The sequence below is a fragment of the Paenibacillus curdlanolyticus YK9 genome, assembly GCF_000179615.1.
GTDB lineage: Bacteria > Bacillota > Bacilli > Paenibacillales > Paenibacillaceae > Paenibacillus_T > Paenibacillus_T curdlanolyticus.
Window position 1 is genome coordinate 184,786 of record NZ_AEDD01000005.1, and the last position, 25,041, is coordinate 209,826.

The 25,041-nt window shown below is 50.9% G+C and carries 23 protein-coding genes and 1 riboswitch; of the genes, 2 read left to right on the forward strand and 21 right to left on the reverse strand.

Annotated features, from left to right (window positions below; all coding sequences use genetic code 11):
• Positions 1 to 8 precede the first annotated feature (8 nt).
• Together urtB and urtA are read right to left on the reverse strand one after the other, a co-directional pair.
• Complete coding sequence (gene urtB / locus PAECUDRAFT_RS11015) at positions 9 to 914, reverse strand: urea ABC transporter permease subunit UrtB (protein ID WP_040712155.1); 906 nt, start codon at positions 912 to 914, stop codon at positions 9 to 11.
• Between the two features lie 98 nt (positions 915 to 1,012).
• Complete coding sequence (gene urtA, locus PAECUDRAFT_RS11020; RefSeq protein ID WP_006038175.1) at positions 1,013 to 2,269, reverse strand: urea ABC transporter substrate-binding protein; 1,257 nt, start codon at positions 2,267 to 2,269, stop codon at positions 1,013 to 1,015.
• 478 nt (positions 2,270 to 2,747) lie between these two features.
• On the opposite strand from urtA, the gene PAECUDRAFT_RS24625 reads away from it, so the two are divergent.
• Positions 2,748 to 4,277: a diguanylate cyclase gene (locus tag PAECUDRAFT_RS24625; RefSeq protein ID WP_158306244.1), complete on the forward strand. Its 1,530-nt coding sequence runs from the start codon at positions 2,748 to 2,750 to the stop codon at positions 4,275 to 4,277.
• 81 nt (positions 4,278 to 4,358) lie between these two features.
• On the opposite strand, the gene PAECUDRAFT_RS11030 is transcribed toward PAECUDRAFT_RS24625, so the two are convergent.
• From PAECUDRAFT_RS11030 to PAECUDRAFT_RS11125, 19 genes are all read right to left on the reverse strand, one after another.
• Positions 4,359 to 5,506, reverse strand: a protein-coding gene (locus PAECUDRAFT_RS11030) for an IS3 family transposase (protein ID WP_085979470.1) whose coding sequence is annotated in 2 segments (ribosomal slippage) — positions 4,359 to 5,248 and positions 5,248 to 5,506 — 1,149 coding nt in all. Because the reading frame shifts where the segments join, the coding sequence is not laid out codon by codon here.
• 135 nt (positions 5,507 to 5,641) lie between these two features.
• Entirely contained in the window at positions 5,642 to 6,736 is a 1,095-nt protein-coding gene (locus tag PAECUDRAFT_RS11040) for a peptidylprolyl isomerase (protein ID WP_050794324.1), read from the reverse strand.
• Positions 6,737 to 6,927: 191 nt separating this feature from the next.
• Positions 6,928 to 8,022 carry a peptidylprolyl isomerase gene (locus PAECUDRAFT_RS11045; protein ID WP_006038180.1) on the reverse strand — a complete coding sequence of 365 codons (1,095 nt, stop codon included), beginning with the start codon at positions 8,020 to 8,022 and terminating at the stop codon, positions 6,928 to 6,930.
• The gene (mfd, locus tag PAECUDRAFT_RS11050; RefSeq protein ID WP_006038181.1) at positions 8,009 to 11,542 is read right to left on the reverse strand and encodes a transcription-repair coupling factor; all 3,534 of its coding nucleotides are present in this window, start codon (positions 11,540 to 11,542) and stop codon (positions 8,009 to 8,011) included. Before mfd ends, PAECUDRAFT_RS11045 begins: the two co-directional genes overlap by 14 nt.
• Before the next feature lie 167 nt (positions 11,543 to 11,709).
• Positions 11,710 to 11,940: an anti-sigma-F factor Fin family protein gene (locus PAECUDRAFT_RS11055; protein ID WP_006038182.1), complete on the reverse strand. Its 231-nt coding sequence runs from the start codon at positions 11,938 to 11,940 to the stop codon at positions 11,710 to 11,712.
• Positions 11,941 to 12,036: 96 nt separating this feature from the next.
• Positions 12,037 to 12,597 (reverse strand): aminoacyl-tRNA hydrolase, encoded by a 561-nt coding sequence (gene pth, locus PAECUDRAFT_RS11060; RefSeq protein ID WP_006038183.1) that lies wholly within the window; start codon positions 12,595 to 12,597, stop codon positions 12,037 to 12,039.
• 175 nt (positions 12,598 to 12,772) lie between these two features.
• A complete protein-coding gene (gene glmU / locus PAECUDRAFT_RS11065) occupies positions 12,773 to 14,173 on the reverse strand; it encodes a bifunctional UDP-N-acetylglucosamine diphosphorylase/glucosamine-1-phosphate N-acetyltransferase GlmU (RefSeq protein ID WP_006038184.1) in 1,401 nt (466 codons plus the stop codon).
• A 177-nt stretch (positions 14,174 to 14,350) separates the two neighbouring features.
• Positions 14,351 to 14,635 carry a septation regulator SpoVG gene (spoVG, locus tag PAECUDRAFT_RS11070; RefSeq protein WP_040712312.1) on the reverse strand — a complete coding sequence of 95 codons (285 nt, stop codon included), beginning with the start codon at positions 14,633 to 14,635 and terminating at the stop codon, positions 14,351 to 14,353.
• A 132-nt stretch (positions 14,636 to 14,767) separates the two neighbouring features.
• The gene (locus PAECUDRAFT_RS11075; protein WP_006038186.1) at positions 14,768 to 15,160 is read right to left on the reverse strand and encodes a RidA family protein; all 393 of its coding nucleotides are present in this window, start codon (positions 15,158 to 15,160) and stop codon (positions 14,768 to 14,770) included.
• A 30-nt stretch (positions 15,161 to 15,190) separates the two neighbouring features.
• Complete coding sequence (gene purR / locus PAECUDRAFT_RS11080) at positions 15,191 to 16,015, reverse strand: pur operon repressor (RefSeq protein ID WP_006038187.1); 825 nt, start codon at positions 16,013 to 16,015, stop codon at positions 15,191 to 15,193.
• 81 nt (positions 16,016 to 16,096) lie between these two features.
• Positions 16,097 to 16,951: a 4-(cytidine 5'-diphospho)-2-C-methyl-D-erythritol kinase gene (ispE, locus tag PAECUDRAFT_RS11085; protein ID WP_006038188.1), complete on the reverse strand. Its 855-nt coding sequence runs from the start codon at positions 16,949 to 16,951 to the stop codon at positions 16,097 to 16,099.
• 149 nt (positions 16,952 to 17,100) lie between these two features.
• Complete coding sequence (locus PAECUDRAFT_RS11090) at positions 17,101 to 17,286, reverse strand: small, acid-soluble spore protein, alpha/beta type (RefSeq protein ID WP_006038189.1); 186 nt, start codon at positions 17,284 to 17,286, stop codon at positions 17,101 to 17,103.
• A gap of 169 nt (positions 17,287 to 17,455) precedes the next feature.
• Positions 17,456 to 17,728: a biofilm formation stimulator Veg gene (gene veg, locus PAECUDRAFT_RS11095; protein WP_006038190.1), complete on the reverse strand. Its 273-nt coding sequence runs from the start codon at positions 17,726 to 17,728 to the stop codon at positions 17,456 to 17,458.
• Positions 17,729 to 17,882: 154 nt separating this feature from the next.
• A complete protein-coding gene (yabG, locus tag PAECUDRAFT_RS11100; protein WP_006038191.1) occupies positions 17,883 to 18,803 on the reverse strand; it encodes a sporulation peptidase YabG in 921 nt (306 codons plus the stop codon).
• Positions 18,804 to 18,867: 64 nt separating this feature from the next.
• A complete protein-coding gene (gene rsmA / locus PAECUDRAFT_RS11105) occupies positions 18,868 to 19,779 on the reverse strand; it encodes a 16S rRNA (adenine(1518)-N(6)/adenine(1519)-N(6))-dimethyltransferase RsmA (RefSeq protein WP_006038192.1) in 912 nt (303 codons plus the stop codon).
• A 2-nt stretch (positions 19,780 to 19,781) separates the two neighbouring features.
• On the reverse strand, positions 19,782 to 20,348 hold the full coding sequence (rnmV, locus tag PAECUDRAFT_RS11110) for a ribonuclease M5 (RefSeq protein WP_006038193.1): 567 nt from the start codon (positions 20,346 to 20,348) through the stop codon (positions 19,782 to 19,784).
• Between the two features lie 159 nt (positions 20,349 to 20,507).
• Positions 20,508 to 21,656, reverse strand: a complete 1,149-nt coding sequence (locus PAECUDRAFT_RS11115) for a 3D domain-containing protein (protein ID WP_006038194.1) — start codon at positions 21,654 to 21,656, stop codon at positions 20,508 to 20,510.
• Positions 21,657 to 21,952: 296 nt separating this feature from the next.
• Positions 21,953 to 22,182: riboswitch (cyclic di-AMP (ydaO/yuaA leader) on the reverse strand.
• Between the two features lie 180 nt (positions 22,183 to 22,362).
• Positions 22,363 to 23,139 (reverse strand): TatD family hydrolase, encoded by a 777-nt coding sequence (locus tag PAECUDRAFT_RS11120; protein ID WP_006038195.1) that lies wholly within the window; start codon positions 23,137 to 23,139, stop codon positions 22,363 to 22,365.
• A gap of 37 nt (positions 23,140 to 23,176) precedes the next feature.
• Positions 23,177 to 24,475: an HD domain-containing protein gene (locus PAECUDRAFT_RS11125; protein ID WP_040712313.1), complete on the reverse strand. Its 1,299-nt coding sequence runs from the start codon at positions 24,473 to 24,475 to the stop codon at positions 23,177 to 23,179.
• A 285-nt stretch (positions 24,476 to 24,760) separates the two neighbouring features.
• Here PAECUDRAFT_RS11125 and PAECUDRAFT_RS11130 point away from each other — a divergent pair, with 285 nt between their 5' ends.
• Positions 24,761 to 25,015: an AbrB/MazE/SpoVT family DNA-binding domain-containing protein gene (locus tag PAECUDRAFT_RS11130; protein WP_006038197.1), complete on the forward strand. Its 255-nt coding sequence runs from the start codon at positions 24,761 to 24,763 to the stop codon at positions 25,013 to 25,015.
• Positions 25,016 to 25,041: the final 26 nt, after the last annotated feature.

Genomic DNA, 25,041 nt, shown 5'->3' on the forward strand with positions numbered 1-25,041 from the left:
ACACCCTCCTAATCCAACGAACGTGAACGCATCGCGACGAACCCTTTTGGCCGCCATTGCAGGAATGCGACAATACAGATAAACACAAGCACTTTGCCCAATGATGCATTCGTCCAGTACTCGAATAACGTATTCGTCATGCCAATACCGATTGCCCCGAACAATGTACCGATGAGTTTGCCTACGCCGCCTAAGACGACGACCATGAAGGCGTCCACGATATAATAAGTGCCGAGCGACGGCCCGATTGGGCCAATTAGCGTCAAGGCGCAGCCCGCGATGCCTGCAATGCCTGAGCCAATGGCGAACGTCATCGCGTCTACCCGGCGCGTTGAGATGCCGAGGCAAGCGGCCATGTCGCGATTTTGCATAACAGCGCGCATATTGCGCCCCGCGTGGCTGCGGTAAATGTAGAGGTACATGGCGAACAGGCAGACGATAACCAAACCGATAATGAACAGCCGTTTGTACGGCAGCACCACGCCCGTCATAACCGTAAGCCCGCCATCCAGCCATGTCGGACTGGTCACGCCAACATTCGGTGCGCCAAAGATCGAGCGAGCGAGCTGCTGCAGCGCGAGCCCTACTCCCCAAGTTGCAAGCAAGCTGTCGAGCGGGCGCCCGTACAGATGCCGGATAAGCGAGGCCTCGAGCAAGAGCCCGAAGAGGAATGCAATGCCGAAGCTAACGGGGATGGATAAAACGAAGTACCAGTTAAAGAGCGAGTCAGGCAGCGCGCTTTTAAAAATATTTTGCGTGACGTACGTGGCATATGCCCCGATCATAATGAGCTCGCCATGCGCCATATTGATGACGTTCATAAGTCCGAATGTAATGGCCAATCCTAACGCAATCAGCAGCAAAATCGAGCTTACGCTGAGCCCATTGAACAGCTGCGTGACGTATAATTCCATGATCTCACCCCACAATTCCATTTGGACAACAAAGGAAAAGGAAGCATTCGAAGCTGAACAGCAGCGAATACTTCCTCCTTTAAGCTGCGTATCTTATGCTAGTTGCCCGAGCTGAGTGATGCGGCCCACGCGTAGCCTTTGAGGTATGGATCCGGCTTAACAGGCTCGCCCGAATCCCATAGCTCCTTGAACTGTCCATCCGTTTGAACTTCGCCGATACGGACAATTTTGTACAAGTGCTGCGTTTCGCCATCGATTTTCACTTTGCCCTCCGGTGCGTCCCACTCCAGATCCTTCGCTGCCGCTTTGACCTTATCGACATCCGTAGAGCCCGCTTTCTCTACTGCAGCCGCCCATAGGTAAACCGCATCATAGCCGGCTTCAATCGGGTCAGCCGTTACACGGTCCGCTCCGTATTTCTTCTTATAGTTGTCTACGAAAGTTTTATTTTGCGGCGTATCCGTCGTTTGGTAATAGTTCCATGCTGCGAGATGGCCCGCCAGCACATCCGCGCCGATGCCGCGAATTTCTTCCTCCGCCACCGACACCGACAGTGTCGTCAGATCCTTCGACGAAATGCCCGCATCCTTCAGCTGCTTGAAGAATGCAACGTTGCTATCGCCGTTCATCGTATTAAATACGACATCCGGCTTCGCTTCTTTGATTTTCGTAATAATCGTGCTGTAGTCCGTATGACCGAGCGGCGTGTATTCTTCGCCCACCAGCTCGCCGCCCTCGGCTTTCAGCTGTTCTTTAATAATCTTGTTCGCCGTACGCGGGAATACATAATCCGAACCGAGCAAATAGAACTTCTTGCCGCGGTTCTGGAGCAGCCACGATACAGCCGGTACGATTTGCTGGTTCGTCGTCGCGCCCGTGTAGAAAATGTTAGGCGATTGCTCAAGCCCTTCATACTGAACAGGGTACCAGAGCAATCCGTTCAGCTCTTCGAATACAGGCAGCATCGCTTTCCGGCTTGCGGAAGTCCAGCCGCCGAATACAGTCGTTACTTTATCTTCAGAAATGAGCTTGCGCGCTTTCTCGGCGAATGTCGGCCAGTCGGACGCTCCGTCTTCAACGACCGGCTCGATCTTCTTGCCGAGCACGCCGCCCTTCGCGTTTATTTCATCAATTGCCATCATCTCCGCGTCCTTCACGGACACCTCACTGATCGCCATCGTACCGCTGAGCGAATGAAGAATGCCTACCTTAATCGTATCGCCGCTGGCAGCTGACGATTTGTCCCCTGTCGTCGTAGATGCCGGCTCATCTTTACCGCCGCATGCCGCTAATGCGAGACAAAGGGCAACAAGCAACGCTGCTGTCTGATAGATCGTCTTTTTCTTTTTCTTCATTCTCCCACTCCCCAATATACGATCGAATTGACGAACATTAGTCTGTAAATCCATTCCAATGTTCGTGATCTCATTATAGAGGGGCTTTTCTATTAATGTCAATATATCTAACACAAACTTATTTGAATCCCTTGCGAATGGTAATCGATCGGCGAGTTTTCACCGCTATTATGTTAGTTTATATGACATTTTAACTCGAAATATTCGATTTTTCTTACGTTTGACGGCTAGAACTTTAGATGCAAGTTCGATATTCTAACATTCAACATGAAAGAACAAAGTATATCGTAATCCGAACATTATTCTAATTCTTTATTATCAATTTTCGGCGATTAATGTTGCCAATTCGACACAATTATTTTAAACAAACTTAACTTTCCGGTACTGGACACAAAGGATAAACATGGTAATATTATGATAATTGAAAAATAGTCCGAAATAACTACGACATAGGGTGTGACTTATGATGCAGCTTGTAATGCCCAGATTAGGTCTGAGGCATAAGTTCGCGTTAGCCGTAACCCTCAGCATGCTCATCCCCACCTCTCTGGTCATTATGATCGCTTATCAGCTCATCCACTCGCAAACGGATCGTGCCGTTACGCAACGAATCGATGATAACCTTTACCTCATCAATCAACAGATCGATTCCACTATTGGTGCAGCTATTGCGGACACTGACTGGCTAGCTCGCGTATTTCCGAACGAACGAAACAATACGAATACCCGCGGACGCGACGATTTGGAGGATTGGCTGCAAAGCTTTTTGCTTCGGCATGAGGATTACAGCTATATAATTGTACGACCATCTCAAGGTGCCGCATTGTCCGTTCAGCGCTCCTCTGAGCCAGCGGCAGCAGTTTCCCTTGGAGCATCAGCATTAAGTTTATCAGCGAGCTATACGCCGACCTTGCACCAGCCTGCTCGCAGCTCGAACGGCAAGCTCGAAACAGCCATTACCGCCCCGCTGAAGGACGGATCAGGCGTTGTAGAGATTGTCGTTTCGCTAAACCGTATCGCCCAGCTCGCTCAACTTGCTGCAGCAGAGTTGGAAAGCCCTTTCATTCTCGCGGATTCCGCAGGCAATGTGATCATGCATCCTTTGTTAAAAACGGGCCAACCCTTACATGATTCTGCTTACAGGGGGATGCTTGGATTTGCGAATCAGGGCATCTATCCGATAACGACTTCAGAAGGCACAGCGTCGAAGATGATATTCAGCACGAATAAGGAGACAGATTGGAAGCTTGCCTTTATTTCTTCCGATGCTGCTAGGCACAGTTCCGCAAGCGCTCTGATCCGATCCTTTGGCTTTATCGTTGGCCTTGCGTTATTAATTGGACTGTTCGTTTCCGCACTGCTCGTTAACCTGGTGCTTCGCCCTATTCGCGCATACCGCGAGGCCTTCTTACGGATGAAGGACGGCGATCTTGCCGTCACCATGCCCGCGCATAGCCGGGATGAGTGGGGACGCTTGGCCAGCACTTTTAATCAAATGACGCAATCCATGCAAAGTTTCGCCCTATCAGACCCGCTTACGGGGCTGCCTGACAGACGCCGAATGATGCAGCTGCTTGAACGCCATCTTCGCAGCTCGAAGGAGCGTGGCGGGCAGCCTTTTGCAATCTGGTTCATTGATGTCGATAATTTTAAACAATTGAACGACACCCAAGGTCATGCATACGGAGATGACGTCGTTCGGCAAGTTGCGCTAGAGCTCCAGCGGCTCATGCCAGCGCCCAATGTCGTTGCCCGCTTCGGTGGAGACGAATTCGTGATTCTGATGCCGGCCGCCAATGACTTGTCCCTTCGGGCAAGCACAGCTAAGCTGCAGGACCGCTTCGAACGCGGGATTAATATTCATGGAGAGCTGCTGCGCATCCAGCTAAGCATAGGGGTCAGCCTCTACCCGAAGGACGGCGCAACGACGGAGGAACTGCTGAGCAGCGCCGATCATGCCATGTACCGAGCGAAGCGCAAGGGTAAGAACAACGTGCAATTCCATTAACGACTGGCATCAAAAAAAGGGTGACCCTGCGGCTCCGATTTGGTCATATCCCCGTCAAGTAGACAGTTAAAAAAGCAGTAACTAAGCGGCGATCGCATTCCTGAATTCAACAGGAGAGCGGTCGCCTAATTTTTTCTGGAATCGTTCTTGGTTGTAATAGGTGATGTACTCCGCAATCAGCTGCTTGGCCTCAACTTCACTTTTTGGCTTTGCCAAGTGAAGCTTCTCCGTCTTCAGGTGAGAGAAAAAGGATTCGATGCAAGCATTATCAAAGCAGTTTCCGCGCCTTGAATGGCTTCCTTGCAGACCATGATCCTCCAGCAGCTTTGCATAAGTCTTTGTGGTGTACTGAAAACCTTGGTCGGAGTGAAGCGACGCTTTTGGCGTCTTCAACTGTTTGACGGTCTCGAGGACAAGCTCAAGGTCATTTCGCGCGCTAAGCTTCCAAGCCATCACTTCATTGTTGAAGAGGTCTAAAATAACGGACAGATAGAGAAATTCATGCCCAACACGAACGTAGGTTATGTCAGTAACAAGTTTGAGTTTAGCTGCTGTTGCCGTGAACTCACGGTTCAACACATTCGGGAATAGCACGGAAGGTTTGCGACCTGCAAAGGGGCGTTTTTTACGAATAACAGACTGAATCCCAAGCTCACGCATGAGTCGTCGTACTTTCTTATGATTCACAGTCAAGCCTTCTTTACGTAATGCAGTGCGCATACGGAAATAGCCGTAATGAGGCCGAATACGGTGAATAGCTAGAATATGCTCTTTTAGTACGGTATCTTCGTCTAGCCGTGCTTGACGGGTTTCGTAGGTCGACAGCCATTTGTAGTAACCAGCACGAGAAACATCCGCTATTTTGCACAGAAGAACGGTCGTAAAGCTTGTTGTCATTTCTCGAATGGACTCGAACCGGGCTTGCTTATCCAACTTCCCTCCCCATGTAGATTTGGATTGAGCTTTTTTAGGTACTCGACCTGTGCTTTCAAATGAGCGATCTCTTCCTCAGCAGAGTTGAAATGTTTCTTCGTCCATTTCCCACGGTAGTCTTCAAACGACTCTCCATTTTGGGCTTTACGGACCCAATTCATGATCTGAGTTTCACTCTTAATTCCGAATTTATCCATGATCATTGGATAACTCCATTGTTCTTCTAAGCGAAGTCTCACCGCTTCTTTCTTCGTTGCTTCATCATAACGGTTAAATGTTTGACCCTTTTTCGCCATGAAAAATCCCCTCCGGTCAACAGTGTTGAGTTCATCATAGCATGAACTCTTTTTTCACTGTCTACCGTAAGGGGATAATACCAATTAACGGAACGAGGGTCTCCCTTTTTTTTAGCTTGTCCGATTGCTTTGGACTTATTTGGTCGTTGCTTCGTCTTTCTTCTCGGTCGAATCCGTTGCGCCAGTACCTGCGCCTGCATCCGTACCTGTGCCCGCAGCTGGCGTCTCCGCCTTCGGCAGGTTGATTTTTTCAATCAGCGTAGGCAGCTCTTTCGTCATGAAGTCGCCCATTTTCGTGTTGATCGCGCCTGTTTTCACTTGCGTCTTCACATCTTCGGACAGCTCTTCGAACTTCTTGCTCTCGCGCTTCTCAACCTTCATGACATGGTAGCCGTATTGCGATTTAACTGGCTCGCCAACCGTACCAACTGGCTGGGTGATCGCTGCTTCCTTAAACTCTGCAACCCACGAGTTCGGGCTTGCATTTTCGTACAAGCCGCCATTGCCTTTGGAGCCTTCATCATCGGAGTATTGGTTAGCCAGCGCTTTCCAGTCGCCGCCTTTGTCCAGCTTCGCTTTCACTTCTTTTGCAATTTTGAGCGCTTCCTCATCCTTGCGCTTCTCCTCGCCCGTCGAAGGGTCAACCGTCGAAATCAAAATGTGGCGAACGCTAACGAGGTTATATCCGCCTTTATTTTTCTCGTACTCCGCTTTGATATCGGCATCCGATACATTACGCTCCCAATACTTGCGAATCGTTACGATTTGCTTGTAGAAGCCGCTTACGTCTTTTTCTGTAAGGCCCGCAGCATCCACTGTTTTCTTCATCTCTGCATTGCTTGTCAGCTGCTCATTGTACTGCTTGATGAACGTCGCGACTTCCGTATCCGCACTCTTCTTATCATCTTCGCTGGAACGGTCGTACAACGTTTTATAGCCCACATACTCTTTCAGATACTGCTCTTTCGCCTCAGGAATCTGGAGATACATAGCGAACGACTGGTCGAACAACGAGTAGAACGTCGTGTACTTCGTGAACTCCTCTTCGGTAACCTCGCCGCCCTTGTAGGTAGCAATTACCGTACTGTTGCTGCTGTTGCTTGCGCTTTCTTTGTCCGAATCCTTCGCATTCTTCTTGCCGCATGCTGCCAATGCCGATACGACGAGCAACATCGCTACAACGAGCAGCAAGCTGCGTTTCCACGTGGAAGTACGAGTTGTCTGGTTCATTATGTATCCCCTTTCAAAATTCAACTCTTTGTATTGTAACAGATACGCAAGGGGTTGGCTATTCACTATGGCACCTATTGCTGGCGACGTTTGTTGCCTTATGGGTAACAGCCGCATTTCGGCTCCTATTTTATCATAAAAAAGCAAGCATACGGCTTGTCCTCCGCATGCCTGCCTGCCAACCTATATCCCTACTTCGTCTCTTCCTTCTTCTCGGTTGCCGCGCCGGAGTCCGTGCCCGCATCTTTGCCTGCATCGGTCCCGCCTTCTTTCGTGCCTGTCGTCTCTTCCTTCGGAAGATCAACCTTCGTAATTAGGCCGGGCAGCTCCTTCGTCATAAAATCGTTCAGCACCGTCGTCGAAGCCGACTTGCGAAGCTCGTCCTTCGTCGCCTGTGGCACTTGCTCCCACGTTCGCGTTTCCCGCTTCTCCACCTTCATGACATGATAGCCGTATTCCGTCTCCACGGGATCGCCGATTTTGCCAATCTCCTGCGTGTTCGCAGCCTTCTTGAACGCCTCCACCCACACGCGCGGCTCTTGATTCTCATACAGTCCGCCTTTATCCTTCGAGCCTTCGTCGTCTGAATACTGCTTCGCCAGCGCGGCCCAATCGCCGCCCGCCTCCAGCTTCTGCTTGACCTCTTGGGCTTTCTTGAGCGCGTCCGCTTTGGACAGCTTCTCCTTGCCGGTCGACGGGTCCTTGAACCCGATCAGAATGTGACGAACCGTTATGTTATTAAAGTCGGATGGCGCCTTATCATAAATCGCCTTCATATCCGCATCCTTCACGTTCTGCTCGGAATGATCCATAACCGAGACGATCATCCGATAGTACCATGCAGCATTATCGACGGTCAGGCCGGACTTCTCCATTTTTGCTTTCATTTCCGCGTTGGAGTCTGCCGTCTGCTTGAATTGGTCAACGAATTTGTCGACCTCTTCCTTTGACGAATCCTTCGACTTCTCGTCTACGCGGCTATACAGCACCTTGTAGCCAATGTATTCGCGCAGAAACTGCTCCTTCATGCTCGGGACAGTCAAATACATTTCCGCCTGCTCGTTCACAAGGGAGAAGAATCCGAGATACCGGTCGAACTCCTTATCGGTAACCGTACCGTCCTTGTACTCGGCAATAACCTTCCCCTCGCCTGACGCCGGCGCTTTGGTGTCGTCGGTTTTCTTCCCGCAAGCGGCTAATGCAACCGACAGTGCCAGCAGTAGAACCAGCGCCGCAATGAAGCCGCGGCGACCGGAACGGCTGCGTTGCTGTTTATTGTGCAACATCCTGGAGTTCTCCCTTCGATTTCACAGCTTCTTGATAGTCATGAAGAAACTTCTCTAGCAGCTCAAGCCGCTGCTCTTGCGTAAGGCCTTTGCCTCGAAGCAGCAGGAACGGCGGTCCGCCCGCTCCATCGTCGTCAAACCGTTTGAACCGATTCTCGTACTTCAGGCAAAGCAGGTCGACCTTCTTCTTATCGATGCGCGCCATATCGCGGGCAGCAATCCGAAGCTTCCAATCATCGGCTTTCTGTGAGATCTGCTCAATGCCATACTCAGCGCCGTATGCCTTCAGGCGGGCAACCGCCAACAGATTTTCAACCGCAAGCGGCAAATCGCCGAAACGGTCGACAAGCTCGTCGCGCAGATCCTCGGTCTCTTCGATCTGACGAATCGCAGCGACCTTTTTGTAGATCTCGATTTTCTGAATGCTGTCGTAAATATAATCCGAAGGCAAGTACGCATCGAGGCTCAAATCGATAACCGTCGCCACTTTGCGCTCCTCGACCGGCGCTGCGCCATCAAGCTGCGCCTTACGGGCAGCCACCTCGTCAGCGAGCATCTGCGAGTAAAGGTCGAAGCCGACCGATGCGATAAACCCATGCTGCTCCGCGCCGAGCAAGTTGCCTGCGCCGCGTATAGCAAGATCTCGCATGGCGATTTTGAAACCGGAGCCCAGCTCCGTAAACTCCTTAATCGACTGCAGCCGTTTCTCCGCCACCTCGGTCAGCACTTTATCCCTTTGGTAGGTAAAGTAAGCGTAAGCAATCCGATTGGAACGGCCGACCCGCCCGCGAAGCTGATATAGCTGGGATAAGCCCATCTTGTCAGCATCATGTACGATTAAAGTGTTTACATTCGGTATATCTACGCCTGTCTCGATAATGCTCGTACTGACCAGCACATCCGACTCGCCGTCCAGGAAATCGAGAATCGTCTTCTCCAGCTCCTGCTCGGACATCTGGCCATGGCCGACAGCCACTCTGGCGTCAGGCACTAGCGCTTTTATCTGGTCAGCCATCTGATGGATGCCTTGGACGCGGTTATACAGATAGTATACCTGTCCGCCGCGCGCTAATTCCCGTTCGACGGATTCTCGTACGAGCGCTGCGCTATATTCCAAAACATAGGTCTGCACCGGGAAACGGTTTTCCGGCGGTGTCTCGATGACCGACAGGTCGCGAACGCCCAGCATCGACATGTGCAGCGTCCGGGGAATCGGCGTAGCTGTCAGCGTCAGCACGTCCACGTTCGTCTTCAGCCGCTTCAGCTTCTCCTTGTGGGATACGCCGAACCGCTGCTCCTCATCGACGATAAGCAGCCCCAGATCCTTAAATACAACGTCCTGCGACAGCAAACGGTGCGTACCGATCACGATATCGACGGTACCCGCTTTAATGCCCTTCATCGTCTCATTCTGCTCCTTGCGGGAGCGGAAGCGCGAAAGCACCTGCACGTTAAACGGATAGCCGGAGAAACGTTCACGGAACGTCTCGAAGTGCTGCTGGGCCAAAATCGTCGTCGGCACCAGTATGGCAACCTGCTTGCCCTCAATTGCCGCTTTAAACGCCGCACGCACAGCAACCTCGGTCTTGCCATAGCCCACGTCGCCGCAGAGCAGGCGATCCATCGGGCGAGACATCTCCATGTCCGCCTTGATTTCACCGATCGCACGCAGTTGATCGCGCGTCTCGTCATATGGGAACATCGCTTCGAATTCCTGCTGATAAGGCGTATCCTGTCCAAAAGCGAAGCCAGGGCTCGCTTGGCGATCGGCATACAGCTTGATCAGCTCATCCGCGATATCCTTAACCGACGAACGAACCTTCGTCTTCACGCGCGCCCACTCATTGCCGCCAAGCTTATAAACCTTCGGCTCTTTCTCTTCCGAGCCGACGTATTTCTGAATCATGTCGATCTGCTCGATCGGAACAGACAGCTTATCGCCGCCTGCATACATGACATGCATATAATCTTTATGAATGCCGCCAATCTCCAACGTGCCGATGCCAAGATACTTGCCAATCCCGTGATTCTGGTGGACGACATAATCGCCAACCTTCAGCTCGGTATAGCTCTTGATCCGCTCCGCATTATCGATCTTCTTATCGACACGCGTCGCTTTACGCTGCTTCTGCGAGAACATCTCGCCTTCCGTAATCACGACAAGGTGAATAGACGGCAGCTCGAAGCCTGCCTGCAAATTGCCTTCAATCAGCGACGGCGGCTCGATGCCGTAATCATGCAGCACGCGGCGCATGCGGTCCATCCGTTCCGCACTGCCAGCGAGCATCATGACTGTCGCCCCGGCCTTCTTCCAGCGATCCATCTCCGACTTCAGCACGTTCATCTGCCCATGGAAATTTTGCGTCGCACGGCACATAAAATTCAAAATATTTTGCGGCTGCGTATGCGGAATCTGGCGCAGGAACAACGACAGGAAGATCGTTTGATACGCACGGTGATGCATGATCTCATCCGTTTCCCTGGCAAGCGGCAGGCTTGGCAGCGATTTGCCGTGGGACAACAGATGCGTCGCCCACTCCGCTTCATCCCGCTCCAGCTGGCGTGCCGTCTCGATCAGCCGAAGCGGCTCGTCGAGAATCAACAGCGTATCCTGCGGCAGGTAATCGAGCAGCGTGTGCCGTTCCGGATACAGAAGCGAGACGTATTTGTACATTTCGGAAAAATACTGCTCTTCCCTCAGCTTCTCAATTTCGCTGCCGATCTCGCCCTTCAAACGCTCCTTCGCCGTGCGATCCGCCATCTTCTCCAACTGCTTATCCAGCAAATCCTGCGCATGCTGGGCAGCATTTTTGAATCGCCGCTCATCGGCCGGCAGCTCCCTGCATGGCGTGACGACGAATGCGTCCAGCTTCTCAAGCGAGCGCTGGTCTGACGCATCGAACGTTCGAATGGAGTCAATTTCCTCGTCGAACCATTCCACACGGCACGCCACGGGCGAGGTTAGCGGGTAGAAATCGACAATTCCGCCCCTAACGCTCATCTCGCCCTTCGATTCGACACGATCGACGCGCTCATAGCCAATTCCGGTCATACGGCGCAGGAACGTCTCCATCGGCAGCGACTCGCCTACCTTCAAACTGATCTGCGCATCCGCCATGACTCCCTTAACGGGCACATAGCGCCGAACGCCGCTGAACGGAACGACGACAATCCCGCGAAACCCCTGAGACAGCCGGATAAGCGCGTCAATGCGCTGCGCAAGCGTCTCGGGACTCGAGACTGCCGCTTCGGCTGCAACCAGTTCGTTGGCGGGATAAAGGAGTACTTCGCTAGGCGACAGCAGCTCCTGCAGGTCCTCCGCAATCTTCTGTGCGGCGAACATATTATGGGTGACGACGAGCATCGGCCGATCCAAATCCGATCGGAGCGCCGACACAAGCACCTGACGAGACGAGCCTGCCAGACCGGAAATGAGCTGCTCGCGCATTCCAGCCGTGACGCCCGTCAGTACCGTTTGATAATCCGCATCCGCGGCAAAAGCCTGAATTAACGCTTTCAACGTTGACGGCACCTTCTTTCTACGACGCAAGACAGGCGTCCGCTTCCTAGGCAAGGGAAGGGCCGCCGATCATCGCATATAACCTTTAGCAATAAACACGCAAAGAAGCCTCAGCCCTATCAGTGCCTAGGCCAAGGCTGCAGCTCCATACGACAATCAACTCCGCATTATTGAAGCGGATTTGAGATTAGCACTAGCTCCGGGTTCGCTTCCAGCGCCTCATTGCAATAATCGCATACGACGCTTACCGTTACATCCCCATTCGGATTATACGCTATTATATCGCTGCGCTCCTCAGGGGTCAAGAAATGGAAACCGAGCTGCTGCTCTGTCACAGAGCTGCTATTAATCGATCCAACCGTGGATCTGCAATGCCGGCAAATGTAATTTACAGCCATATGTATGCCTCCCGAAGAGTTGTTATACGCTCCAGTATGCCCCATCCGGCTGCTTCTAATTCGCATGCTTGCAGTTAACGCCCTTCCACTACTGAACTACCCGTTAAACTTCGCCATCGTCTGCTCGAACGTAGCCTTCAATGCAAACTCCGCTGCATCGCAGGTCTGCTCGATCATAATCGCTAGCTTATCCTGCTCCGCCTTCGGGAAGTTGTCCAGCACATAGTCAGCGATATTGCCGCCTGGGAGCGGCCTTGTGATGCCCATTCGAATACGGTTAAACGTCTGCGTCCCCGTATGCTGAATGATCGACTTGATGCCGTTGTGTCCGCCGGGGCTGCCTTGGTACCGAAGCCGGATACGCCCCATCTCCGTATCGAGGTCGTCATAAATGACGATCAGATCCTCCAGCGCCACCTTATAATAGTCCATATATGCGCGTACGGTCTCGCCGGATAGATTCATATAGGTCATCGGTTTAATCAAAGCCACTTTCGTGCCGCCTACGTTCCCTTCCCCGATCAGCGCCTTGCACTTGCTCTGGGTAACACTGATCCCCCAACGCTTGGCAAGCGAATCAATCGCCATAAAGCCGACGTTATGGCGCGTATTCTGATATTTCGTGCCGGGGTTGCCCAGTCCAACGATCCATTTCATTGCGTATGTTTCACTCCTATGAATGCCATTCACTCGCTTGTTGTCTCTCTATTGATTATACGTCGCCTAGGCAGAATCCTCTTCCTTATGACAAAAAAAGGCTGCGAATGCAGCCTTTCGGTATTTCGTGAAGCTTGCCTTTAGGCTTCCCATTCCGAGATGGAATAATCGCCCGCTATTGCTTATTCGTCCGTTCTTTCTTGGATTTCGCGCGGGCACGAATTTTGTTCGCGTAGCCCGACTTGTTCACTTGGCGCTCGCGCGCGATAGCCAGATCCCCGCTCGGTACGTCCTGCGTGATCGTGGAGCCTGCAACCACATAAGCGCCTTCGCCGATTTTCACTGGGGCGATGAGGTTTACGTTGCTGCCGACGAAGGCATTGTCGCCGATTTCGGTAATCGACTTATTAAATCCATCATAGTTAACCGTAATCGCGCCACAGCCGATGTTAACGTCTTTACCCACTACGGCGTCGCCTACATAGCTCAAATGCGAGACCTTGCTGCCATCGCCGAGTGTCGCATTTTTCAACTCGACGAAATCGCCGATTTTACATTCGCGACCAAGCTTCGAGCCTGGACGCAGATTCGCATAAGGACCGACAGCGCTGCCGTCGCCCACGACGGAGTCAACTGCAACCGAATATTTGACCGATACGCCATTACCCAGCTCAACGTTCGTCAGATCGGCCTGTGGCCCGATTACGCAGTCCTCGCCAATAACCGTGCTGCCACGCAGTACGGTGCCTGGGTAGATGATCGTATCTGCGCCGATGACAACGCCTGCTTCAATATAAGTCGCCGCAGGATCGATAATCGTCACGCCATTGATCTGATGCTTGCGCACGATGCGAGCACGCATGAGCTGCTCCGCTTCAGCCAGACCCACACGATCATTTACGCCAATGCCTTCAGCAAAATCAGCTGCAATATGCGCCTCTACCGTCTCGCCGGCCACGCGCAAAATTTCCAATACGTCCGTCAAATAAAACTCGCCTTGCGCATTATCGTTTTTCACGAGCTTAAGCGCCTCAAACAGCTTGCGGTTGTCGAAGCAGTACATGCCCGTGTTAATTTCGGTAATTGCCGCTTCTTCAGCCGAGCAATCCTTCTGCTCCACGATACGAAGCACTTGCCCGTTGTCTCCGCGAACAATTCGTCCCAGCCCTTGCGGGTTAGGCACAACCGCCGTCAGGACCGTTGCCGCTGCTTTCGCGCCCTTATGCTTCTCTAGCAAATGGCCGATCGTCTCCGAGGTTACAAGCGGCGTGTCTCCGTACAGAATAACCGTCGTACCTTCCTCTTCACCTACGAGACCGGCTGCCTGCTGCACGGCATGCCCTGTGCCCAGCTGTTCCGACTGCAGCACGAACTCCGCCCGGTCGCCCAGCGCAGCTTTTACAAGCTCAGCGCCATGGCCGACGACGACGACCTTCCGCTCGCATGCGGATGCATCAACGGTATCGAGCACATGCTCTACCATCGGTTTGCCGCTTACTTGATGGAGTACTTTATATAACTTCGATTTCATCCGTTTGCCTTGGCCTGCGGCAAGGACGATTGCGATTAATTTCATGGTGACCCTCCTAAAGGTTTTGCGAGTATTATGGGATCCATTGGATCCATTGAAGCAAAATCTTGCTTCGTAAGCATGTGCTTAGTTTTAAAACCCAATTTCCGCTTAATCTCTATAGAATATATCTTATTCGTATCAAAAAGAAAAGAGAGCCCGCAGGCTCCCTTCGTCTCATTATTACGCTCCTTCTTCGATAACTTCTTCTTCCACGGCAGCACGCTCGTATTCGGCGAGTACTGCAGCTTGGATCTTCTCCCGGGTGGTCGAAGAAATCGGGTGAGCGATATCCCGGAATTCTCCATCCGGAGTCCGTTTGCTTGGCATCGCAACGAACATTCCATTGTTTCCGTCGATAACACGAATATCGTGAACGACGAACTCGTTGTCAATGGTAATGGATGCGATGGCCTTCATACGGCCCTCGGAATTTACACGTCGGAGTCTGACATCTGTAATTTGCACTTGTGTTTTCACCACCTTTGTCTCTTGAAGACTTGGTGTATACTTCCACACATTTGTGCTAATTCCTTCTGTTTTTTTGGTAATCTTATGCACTAAATATAAAATTTTTTCCGATTTGAAAACTTTTCGCTATCATTCGACAGACGTCGATGCAATCAATTCTATTTCGACAAGAACATCCTTCGGCAGCCTTGCTACCTCAACAGCCGATCGAGCTGGTTTATGCTCGCCAAAGTAGGAAGCATAGATCGCATTAATGTCTGCAAACTGGTTCATATCCTTGAGGAATACAGTCGCCTTCACCACATCCTGGAAATTAGAGCCTGCTGCTTCGAGTACCGCTTGCAGATTCCGGAACACTTGATGCGTCTGCTCCTCGATACCGCCAGCCACCACTTGGCCGTCTGCGCCGAGCGGGATTTGGCCCGAGGTGAACAACAAATTGCCGAGCTTCACCGCATGCGAGTAGGGTCCAATCGCCGCTGGCGCGCCAGCCGCATTAATCAGTTGGGGTTGAGCCTTCATCACAAAATCCCTCCATTATTTCAAGCTTTTTTATTGAAAGAAGTTGCCTGGGACAACCGTCGTCTGTTTCGTCTTCAGATCAACAGCGGTTACCTTCGCAAGCGATATATAGTCCTCCAGCAGGCGCTCCTCCGTGCCCAGCTCGCCAGATTCCACGAATACGCCTACTCCCGCTACCTTCGCATTAAACTCGCCCAGCAGATCCATCATGCCTTGGATGGTTCCGCCTGCCTTCATAAAATCATCGATGATCAAAACGCGCGAATGCTCACGCAGTGTCCGTCTAGCCAATGACATCGTCTGTATACGCTTGTTGGAACCGGATACATAATTAATACTAACGGCCGATCCTTCCGTTACCTTATTGTCTCGGCGAACGATAACAACAGGTAAGTTCAAACAAGCCGCCGTTGCGTAAGCAAGCGGAATTCCTTTGGTCTCGACGGTCATAATAACGTCGATTTCCCGATTCGCGAACGCGGTCGCGAACATTCTTCCCAGCTCCGACAACAATTCCGGCTGGCCTAGCATATCCGTCATGAACAAATAGCCGCCTGGCAGCACCCGTTCTGGCTGCTCCAATTGGCGGCACACGCTTTGAATAATTGAAATCGCCGCATCGTGATGGATTTTCGGCGTATACTTAACGCCCCCAGCTGCTCCTGCAAGCGTATGGAGCTCGCCAATCCCCTCTTCCTCGAACACCTCTTTAATAATCGCCAGATCTTCGCTAATTGAAGATTTAGCTGATTGATAACGGTCTGCGAATGCTGTGAGCGAAATTAAAGTATGGGGGCGGTTGAGTAAGTATTGTGTCATCTCTACGAGTCGAGCGCTACGTTTAAGCTTTTTCAAAACTACCACTCCCCGCTAAATCCGAATATTATAATGCCAATATAACATTTTTATACGGATTTAATCAAGGATACGGGGGAACTACGTCAACATTCTTACCACATACACTTCTTTACAGAAGCCGCGCAGACCATTATAGATCCGAGCCAGCTTAGCCTCCTTGGACACAAGGCCGAATACCGTCGGCCCGCTGCCGGACATCAGGACGCCTTCTGCACCCAGTCGCTGCATGCTTTCCTTCAATTGAAGGACCTCAGGATAATGCTTCAGCGTTACCTTCTCAAGCACGTTGCCCAGCGAAGCGCACATATCGTTGAACGACCCGCGCGAGATCGCAGACAGCATGTCTTTCATCGAGGGATGCTCCGTGAGCTCCGCAGCCTTGAATCGGCCATAGACATCAGCAGTCGAAACATTAATCGGCGGCTTCGCTAATACGACCCAGCATTGCGGCGGATTCTCGATATATTCAAGGCGCTCCCCGCGGCCTGTCGCCAAGGCTGTCCCCCCCGTCACACAGAAAGGCACGTCAGAGCCAAGCTCCGCTCCGAGCACGCAAAGCTCCTGATTCGAGATGCCTAATCCCCATAGTCGATTAAGACCACGAAGCGTAGCTGCCGCATCGCTGGAACCGCCAGCAAGGCCAGCCGCTACGGGAATCTTTTTGTCTAGATGAATATATACGCCCTTACGCACGTCATAGCGGTCTTTGATTAACTTCGCAGCTTGAAAAGCTAAATTCTTCTCATCAAGCGGTATGTATCCGGCTTGGCTGGAGATGATAATTTGGTCCCGCTGCAGCTCTTCCATCTCAAGCCGATCGGCTAGATCGACCATGGTCATAATCATCTCGACCTCATGGAAGCCGTCCTCCCGTTTATGGAGAACGTCGAGCAGTAAATTGATTTTTGCGGGAGCTTTCTCGTATATTTTCATAATTATCACCCGTTCGTATGGTTAACTTCACCTATTATAACAAACGGAATGAAGAAATGCGAAAGGAGTTGCAAATCGCCCTTATCCTCCCTCCCTCATCCGACAAAAGTCCCCCAGACATTCCGTCGGGAGACTCTTTGTGGCGCAAATTATTGCCGTGTTTTATCCGCTGCTGCCTGCTCCGCCATTTGGATCGCCCGCTTCACCATATTGCCTGCATCCTTCGCCTTAATGCTGCCCCAGCCCTCTTGCTGCACCGTATCGTAAAATCCGAGATCCTTAGCCAGCTCATACTTGAGCTCCTCTGACATAATGCTTCTTCTCCGTCTGCTCATTGCCCATCCTCCTTGCAGAATTGTAATTATGGCATACGTAGTATGCGGTGGAAGGATGGCTTTCATACATGGTGATCATCGGGAGCGAGCCAGTTATAAAAAAAAGAAAGCGTATGCCCTGTAGTGGACATACGCTCAATCTGCCGGCTCCATACGCCAAACCAGCATATTATTGTATATACGTTATGCGAACCTGACCTTCATCGTTGCATACGTGAACTTCGACCGATTCGGTCAATATATCCGCATAACTGTAAGAGACACGTTTAAACGCGCTCTCTTCCTGATCGAGCTTGACAATGAAAACAGATGGGTAGATTTCTTCCAGTACTCCGGTGCGTTCGATGGTCTTACGTCGGCCCCCATTCGCACGGAGACGAATTTTGGAACCTACATGAGCTTCCAAGCTGCGTTTGATTTCTGACAGCGCATTTTTTGCCATTGTCCACTACCACCTCTTTCTCGTCCATTATAACCGAGCAAGGGCGGTATAGTCAAATCAACAAAATATTATATCAGTCATCAAAGTTTTATGTCAATAGTAATTTTGTGCTTTATTATAAATTTCTGCATAGAAAAAAACACAGCCGTTCATATTATAAAGTTACGCTCGTGGAAGCAGGCGCTTTAACCCACTTTGGCTTTGGCAAGCCCATCCGAAGACGGCCCACTGTCTCAATGCCGCCAACGCCTTCAATCCCGCTAATGGTGCCATGAATGACATCAGGCAGGTCGATCGTTTCGCGAATCGGCGTGGCGCTGGCTTTGATCGCAATATAGACAGGGTCGAGGGCATGAATCAAAATACGGCCAGGCGAGCTAGCAAAATTAGATCCTGCTTGAAGCAACGCTTCGTAATGCGACTGGCACGCTCCCGCGATTACGATGAGCGAATCGCGGTTTTTCTCATAATCGCGCGCAACGCGAACGGCGTTAACGAAGTTTTGCGAATTTTTGTAGCTGCTGATGCTGCCCAAGTCATCTTGGCGACGGTTTTTAAGTACGCCGTCATGGCCTGTAATAACGACGATATCCGGCTTCAGTTCAGGCAGCAGCCGATATAACAGCTCTGGCATTTGGCTTTCATGAACATGGATGCCATGTGCGGGCACACGCATCTGCGAGTACAGCTGCATGCTTTTGCGCATGTAGTTGCCATCGCCGTCTAAGTGAAGCACCTTGCCAGGCATCTCGTAGAAGGGCTGGCCTGATGGATGGCTTTTGGATGCCGATGTCGATGCTGATCCCGATGCAAACCGAATGGGATCGTCCTCCATAACCGGCGGGCGCTGCTGCTGCATGCGGCGCATCGACTCATTTACTTTGATACGGACCCGCTGAGACGCTTGTGTCGAATCCGGATCGTTCACGACCGCAAGGTCGACAATCGGGGAATCCGCAAGCAGCCGATAATCCGTGCCTTTCAGGACAGCTAGTTGGTTATCTCTTAATTGTTCAATGCGGAACAGCACGTCACCGCCGTATGATTTGCGGACAACCAGGTCCCCTTGCTTCATGGGCGAATCACCTCTTCGTCTATCCTATGGGTGAATCGCCGAGATGGTGACTAGCGATTGCAATCTAGGACAGGCCGAGTCCCGCATCATAAAGCGCTGCGCTCAGCTTGGCAAACTCCTCTAACGAGAGCGTCTCCCCGCGCCGGCTCGGCTGGATGCCGCATCCTTCCATTATGGAAGTCAACGTTTCGCGGTGATCCTTGCCGATCCACGACGACATATTGTTCATCAGTGTTTTGCGGCGCTGCGCGAATGAAGCTTGTACCGTGCGGAAGAAATGGGCTTCATCTCGCGTCTCAACAGCCGGCTTCTCCCTTAGCGATAACTTGATCACTGCGGAATCAACGTTAGGCTGTGGAATAAATACCGTATGCGGCACGGTGCAGACGATGCTCGGCTCGCAATAATACTGGACAGCAACGCTTAAGCTGCCGTACTCTTTGCCGCCCGGCTTAGCAGCCATGCGATCCGCCACTTCCTTCTGAATCATGACGACAATGTGCTCAAGCGGCAAACGCTCCTCAAGCAGCTTCATTAGAATTGGTGTCGTCACATAATACGGCAGATTTGCAACAACGCTAATGCCCGACAGCCCCTCGAACCGCTCTGCGAACAGCTCGTGCAGATTAAGCTTCAATACGTCCGCGTGAACAACCTCTACGTTCGCTTCTCCAGCAAGCGTGTCGCGCAAGATCGGGATGAGGCGATTATCGATCTCAACCGCCGTCACTCTCCCTGCCGAGCGTGCCAAGTGCTGCGTCAAAGCCCCGATGCCTGGACCAATCTCAAGTGCGCCTTTAGTCCCATCCAGCTCAGCGGCCGCTACGATTTTATGCAAAATATTTTGATCGATCAGAAAATTCTGGCCCAGACTCTTCTTAAACTCGAATCCATACTTCTTTACGATATCGCGCGTACGGGTCGGTGTTGCCACTTCTACTGCTGATTGCCCTTGCCGTTCTATGCTCTCGCTCATCACTAGCCACGCTCCTGTTCCAGCTGCTGTTCCATTCTGCGCCTTGCTTCGTTAAACTCGGTTTTCGTAATGCGGAAGCTTACGCACCGTTTGAAGAACGTCTTCCCGTTCGCATATCCGATGCCGAGCAGCTTGCCGATGATTTCACGACGCCCGGATGCCTGCGGATGAACGATAAGTCCCGCCTCGATCAAGTCTTCCCACGCAACCTCAATCGAACCGCCTTCACCTGCCAGCTGTTCTGTCCGCACATTCGCCAATGCTTTACGGATAGCTTCCGGCGTCGCGTTCTCAACGCCGATGTCACCCTTATACATCGCTTCCTCTTGCGGTAGAAATGCATGCTTGCAGCCCGGCACGCGCTGCGCGACGATTCGCCGTATCCGTTCTCCCGCATGATCGGGATCGGTGAAAATAATGACCCCTCGCCGTTCCTTCGCTAGCTCGACCCGCTTCAGCACCGCTTCGCCAATGGCCGATCCGCCCGTTTCAATTGTATCTGCTTCTACAGCCCGCTTAATGGCTGCCGTATCGTCCTTACCCTCTACTACAATAATTTCTTTAATCACGTTCCGTCATTCCTTTCCGTTCGCCTGTCCGCCTGCAGCAAAAGCCCTTAAATGAGGTCCCTGCAGGACCAGCTTTCAGCATGCAAAAAGAAGAGGCATTCGCCTCTTCTTATGATGGCATATTTAGCTTGGAAATACGATAATTATGTGATACACACCTTAACTCGATGAAGGTTTGTTCGGACCGATGACATACACCGTATAGCCGCGCTTCGTACCGAATTTCTCGGCATAGTCCTCGCTATCGAAGTAAACATCAATCTTATTACCCTTAACCGCGCTGCCCTTGTCCTCCGCTCGACGGAATCCCAGGCCTTCGATGTATACCCACCAACCGATCGGAATTACTTTCGGGTCGACAGCAATCGTCCGTCCCTCTTTGACGCGAGCGCCAGAGGCAGTAATGCCGTATTGCGGATGGCCCTTACTCTTGCCTGTAGACTCTACGCCAGCCGAATAAGCAGTTAGCGTAACGCCCTTCAGGGTTTTCTTCGCCTTAAACGTCCGGCCGCTCATCGAGAACGTCTCCACGCTTGGAGTCCTCGTTGAAAGTGTCGTCACCTTCGGCTCAACTTTCTTCGTACCGATAGCTACAACCTGGTTTACGGCTGCCGTCTGTACGCTCTTCGTTACAAGCTCCGTGGAAACGAGCTTCCCGTCCTCATAGACGCTTTCGAACTGTTTAACAAGAAGACCTTCCTTGCCGGTCTTTACAAGCTTCTCCTTCCCTGTTTCCAGAGACGGATCATTTTGTTTCACGATTACGAAAGGCACTTTGTGCTCAGAGCGCGACATCTCGCGATTCACGCGTACAACCTTCACTGACATATTAGGCAGCAAAGCCGTCCCAAGCGACGGATATACCTTATCATAACCACGAACAGGAATATTCAATTCCTCGATCGCTGCTTGCACAGTTCTCTCGGTCGTGTACACTGTCCGAGTCTTGCCATCAGCTGTTACAGTCAATGGAAGAGCCTGATCGATAACGATTCGGTCTCCATCTTTGATCGCTGCATTCAGGGGTACGGATACCACATCATGCGGGCCAACCGTAATAGCTTGTTCATCCAGTAGGCGTTGCAGGACCCATTGCTTCGTTTTCACGACGCTCTCTTGTCCATTCACTACTACGGAGACGCTTTTCTCAGCCGTTCCGTACAACAACACCAATAACATGAAAGTCATAGCGATTGAGATAATAGCACTCAAAATAATCAAACGCAAGTTTTCATGCTTCCATCGCAATGCGAAAGACATGCTGGATGATCGTTTACCATGGGTGTCCAACTTCGGAAATACGCCCACTTCTTCGGTCCTCCTTCAAAGCCCCGCCGTCGAGTGTTTTGCATGATTGAATTGACGCGACTATAGTATATTGGCGTGACGAATCACGCTCCAGCTAGCTCCCTTCTCTCTCACCTCCATGATTAACCCTATGTCGACGTTTTCCCCTTTATTCGAGGTGAAACGGCTCCGTCGTGATTCGATCAACGACTGCAGCGCGGTTCTTTTCAAAAGAAAAGAAGCCTTCGACAGAGGATCATCTGCTTCGTGGCTTCCCGGGTAAACAACGAAAAAACATGGAAAGTGGGATTCGAAGGTTGATCTCTCTTATTCGCTTACGAGGTTAGCTGTCGGATTCGGGCTAGAGATCCTGCCCTATTCGCTCTGCTATCGGCGGATCATGACGATCTCGTACGTGCCCGATGCAGGGTTGCGAAATTCACCCCATTTGGATCAATGCTTCCGCCTTTGCCGACTAATCAGGTCATGCAAAGCTTCCACATTTGGTTCCCCCGTTCTCCGTTAGGAGATTAAGCGTGTTACTGGAAATCCAATACATTGTGTAAGTTCTGAAATGAATCATACCCCGTGTTCGCCAACATTGTAAAGAACCGATTAAAGACGATTTTCACGATATTTAAGGAAATTCAGCCAAAAGAGAAGCGGTTAATGCAAGGAAATCTACTTTTATCATCCATTTGGTTCGATTTCCTCCCATTTCCGCCTATTATCGCTCAAAACGGAAACAATTTTTGGCATTTACGGACGTTAAATATCCGATTTCCTCTACCGTTTTGCCTTTTATTGCTGCGGCCGCTTCTGCCACAAGAGCAACGTAAGCCGACTCATTTCTTTTGCCTCGAAAAGGATGGGGCGCCAAATAAGGGGAGTCTGTTTCGATCAATAAACGGTCGTCCGGCACCTTCGCAAGCACGTCCTTGGGCACCTTCGCATTCGTGAAGGAAACCGGTCCTCCGAACGAAATATAGAAGTTCATGTCGAGACAAGCTTTGGCCGTCTCCCAGCTGCCGGAGAAGCAATGCATCACGCCCCCGACCTCCTCCGCTTTCTCTTCCTTCAATATACGTACGACATCCTCATGGGCGTCCCGATTGTGAATGACGATTGGCTTGCCCACTTTGCGCGCTAGCTGAATCTGCTCGCGGAATACCCGCTGCTGAACGTCCTTTGGCGAAGTGTCCCAATGGTAATCGAGCCCGATCTCACCGATAGCGACGACCTTCGGGTGACTCATCAGCGATTCGATCCATTCAAGATCTCCCGGCTGCATGTGAATGCTCTCCACCGGATGCCAACCTACTGCCGCATAGATAAAATCATACTTCTCAGCCAACGCCATCGTCGTCGGAATCGTTTCTCGGTCAAAGCCAATATTAATCATAAGCTCGACGCCCGCTTCTCGCGCCCGCGCAATTGCTTCATCACGATCGTTGTCGAATTTATGGTTGTCCATATGCGTATGTGTGTCAATTAATGTAACCATATCGTACCGTTCATTCCCTTCTTGATGTGTCTCTTCATTAATACCCAAAAATCGTACGAATACGCTTGTCCAAGCGATGCGCGACAGGCCGCAGCAGGTCATCGGGATAATACCAGCGATGCTTGCCTTGGTGGAGTCCGCTCAAGGAACGGATAATGTCCGATCGTGCCGAAATTTCAGAAATTTCCCCTTTTGCGTCAAGCAGAAGGATTGGCGGCTTTTCATTGCCCTTCCTGTTCGTTCCTGCATCCGGTTGGTACACATCGTAAGGAAGATCGAATGGGAAGTCAACCTCGAGGTGGTAATCCGGCTGCAATCCCGCATGCTTCAATTGAAGCTTCGCTTCCTCGAACAGTTCTTCGCTATGATTGTTCACTACGATATCTTTATACAACCGGCGATGGAGGAACCTTCGCGAGAGGTCCGACAGCCACTCATCGCGCTCATCCGCCCATGCCATGAAGACGGTTTGTGCAAGCGCTTCATCTAATAGGAAGTAATCGTCCGTCGTCAGCTCATTTTGGAACAAACGAAGCAGAGGCTTCGGCAGCCATTCGAATCGATAGCCATTAAGATAGAGCTCCTTGGCCCTTCGTAAAATTTGCTTCAATATAATCTCCGAGCTGCGCGTCACCGGGTGAAAATAAACCTGCCAGTACATTTGATAACGCGACATCAAGTAGTCCTCCACCGCATGCATGCCGCTTTCTTTCACTACAATCCGTCCCTGGTATGGACGCAGCACACGAAGAATGCGCTCCAGATCAAACGTACCGTAATGGACCCCTGTAAAATAAGCATCACGCAGCAAATAATCCATGCGATCCGCGTCCATCTGGCTCGAAACGAGATTAACCACAATCGGCTTGTCATATTTCTTCCTAATTATAGCGGCGACCCGCTCCGGGAAACGCTCATCGATTTCGCGGAGCACTTGATTCACTTCGGTATCGCCTGTAATGATTCGACAAGTCCAGTCCTCGTGATCCGTGTCGAATACATCCTCAATGGAATGTGAGAATGGCCCATGACCCAGATCATGCAGCAGTGCTGCGCATAATGCGGGCAGTCTCTCTTGTCTTGGCCAATCTGAATATTCATTACGTTCGAACTGCGAGATAATTCGTCTCGTAATCTCGTACACGCCTAATGAATGCGAGAATCGACTGTGCTCCGCGCCATGAAAGGTAAGATAGGAAGTGCCTAGCTGTCGAATTCTCCGCAATCTCTGAAATTCTTTCGTATTGATAAGGTTCCATATCAGTTGATCCTGGACATAAATCGACTTATGTACGGGATCTTTGAATACTTTTTCCTCCGCAAGCTGACGTTCGATGACAATCACACCCCTTAAGTGCTAATATGTTCAAGAATTCGACACAGCCTCTTAATATTTTGTCGAAAACTGTCGTGTATTCATTTCCAAACGAGTCGCCTATGATGTATAGTAATAGTATCTTAATAATGCCCTAGTTTACAGGTGAATCAGAAAAGATTAGCGCATTTTAACATATTTTCTGGGTTGACTGTTCTGGGTATTCTTGGTACTATATTAATCATATAAAGTAAAAACGTGTCGAATAGTGACGATTTTATTTAAATGAGAGGGGAAACGATTACTATGATGAAATCTACTGGTATCGTCCGTAAAGTTGATGAGTTGGGCCGTGTTGTAATTCCAATCGAATTGCGCCGTACGCTGGGTATTGGAGAGAAGGATGCACTTGAGATTTACGTGGACGGAGAACGCATCATGCTTAAGAAATATGAGCCAGCTTGCATCTTCTGCGGCAATGCAGAGAACGTTGCTTACTTCAAAGGAAAAATTGTTTGCAATGTTTGCCTATCAGAATTGCCTGCACCTGTGACAAAATAAGAATTATAGGTTATAATGTACTTATC

Coding starts and splice junctions, on each gene's coding strand:
- urtB (WP_040712155.1), bottom strand. CDS start 914: ATGGAATTATACGTCACGCAGCTGTTCAATGGGCTCAGCGTAAGCTCG.
- urtA (WP_006038175.1), bottom strand. CDS start 2,269: ATGAAGAAAAAGAAAAAGACGATCTATCAGACAGCAGCGTTGCTTGTT.
- PAECUDRAFT_RS24625 (WP_158306244.1), top strand. CDS start 2,748: ATGCCCAGATTAGGTCTGAGGCATAAGTTCGCGTTAGCCGTAACCCTC.
- PAECUDRAFT_RS11040 (WP_050794324.1), bottom strand. CDS start 6,736: ATGAACCAGACAACTCGTACTTCCACGTGGAAACGCAGCTTGCTGCTC.
- PAECUDRAFT_RS11045 (WP_006038180.1), bottom strand. CDS start 8,022: ATGTTGCACAATAAACAGCAACGCAGCCGTTCCGGTCGCCGCGGCTTC.
- PAECUDRAFT_RS11055 (WP_006038182.1), bottom strand. CDS start 11,940: ATGGCTGTAAATTACATTTGCCGGCATTGCAGATCCACGGTTGGATCG.
- pth (WP_006038183.1), bottom strand. CDS start 12,597: ATGAAATGGATCGTTGGACTGGGCAACCCCGGCACGAAATATCAGAAT.
- glmU (WP_006038184.1), bottom strand. CDS start 14,173: ATGAAATTAATCGCAATCGTCCTTGCCGCAGGCCAAGGCAAACGGATG.
- PAECUDRAFT_RS11075 (WP_006038186.1), bottom strand. CDS start 15,160: ATGAAGGCTCAACCCCAACTGATTAATGCGGCTGGCGCGCCAGCGGCG.
- ispE (WP_006038188.1), bottom strand. CDS start 16,951: ATGAAAATATACGAGAAAGCTCCCGCAAAAATCAATTTACTGCTCGAC.
- PAECUDRAFT_RS11090 (WP_006038189.1), bottom strand. CDS start 17,286: ATGAGCAGACGGAGAAGAAGCATTATGTCAGAGGAGCTCAAGTATGAG.
- veg (WP_006038190.1), bottom strand. CDS start 17,728: ATGGCAAAAAATGCGCTGTCAGAAATCAAACGCAGCTTGGAAGCTCAT.
- yabG (WP_006038191.1), bottom strand. CDS start 18,803: ATGAAGCAAGGGGACCTGGTTGTCCGCAAATCATACGGCGGTGACGTG.
- rsmA (WP_006038192.1), bottom strand. CDS start 19,779: ATGAGCGAGAGCATAGAACGGCAAGGGCAATCAGCAGTAGAAGTGGCA.
- PAECUDRAFT_RS11120 (WP_006038195.1), bottom strand. CDS start 23,139: ATGGTTACATTAATTGACACACATACGCATATGGACAACCATAAATTC.
- PAECUDRAFT_RS11130 (WP_006038197.1), top strand. CDS start 24,761: ATGATGAAATCTACTGGTATCGTCCGTAAAGTTGATGAGTTGGGCCGT.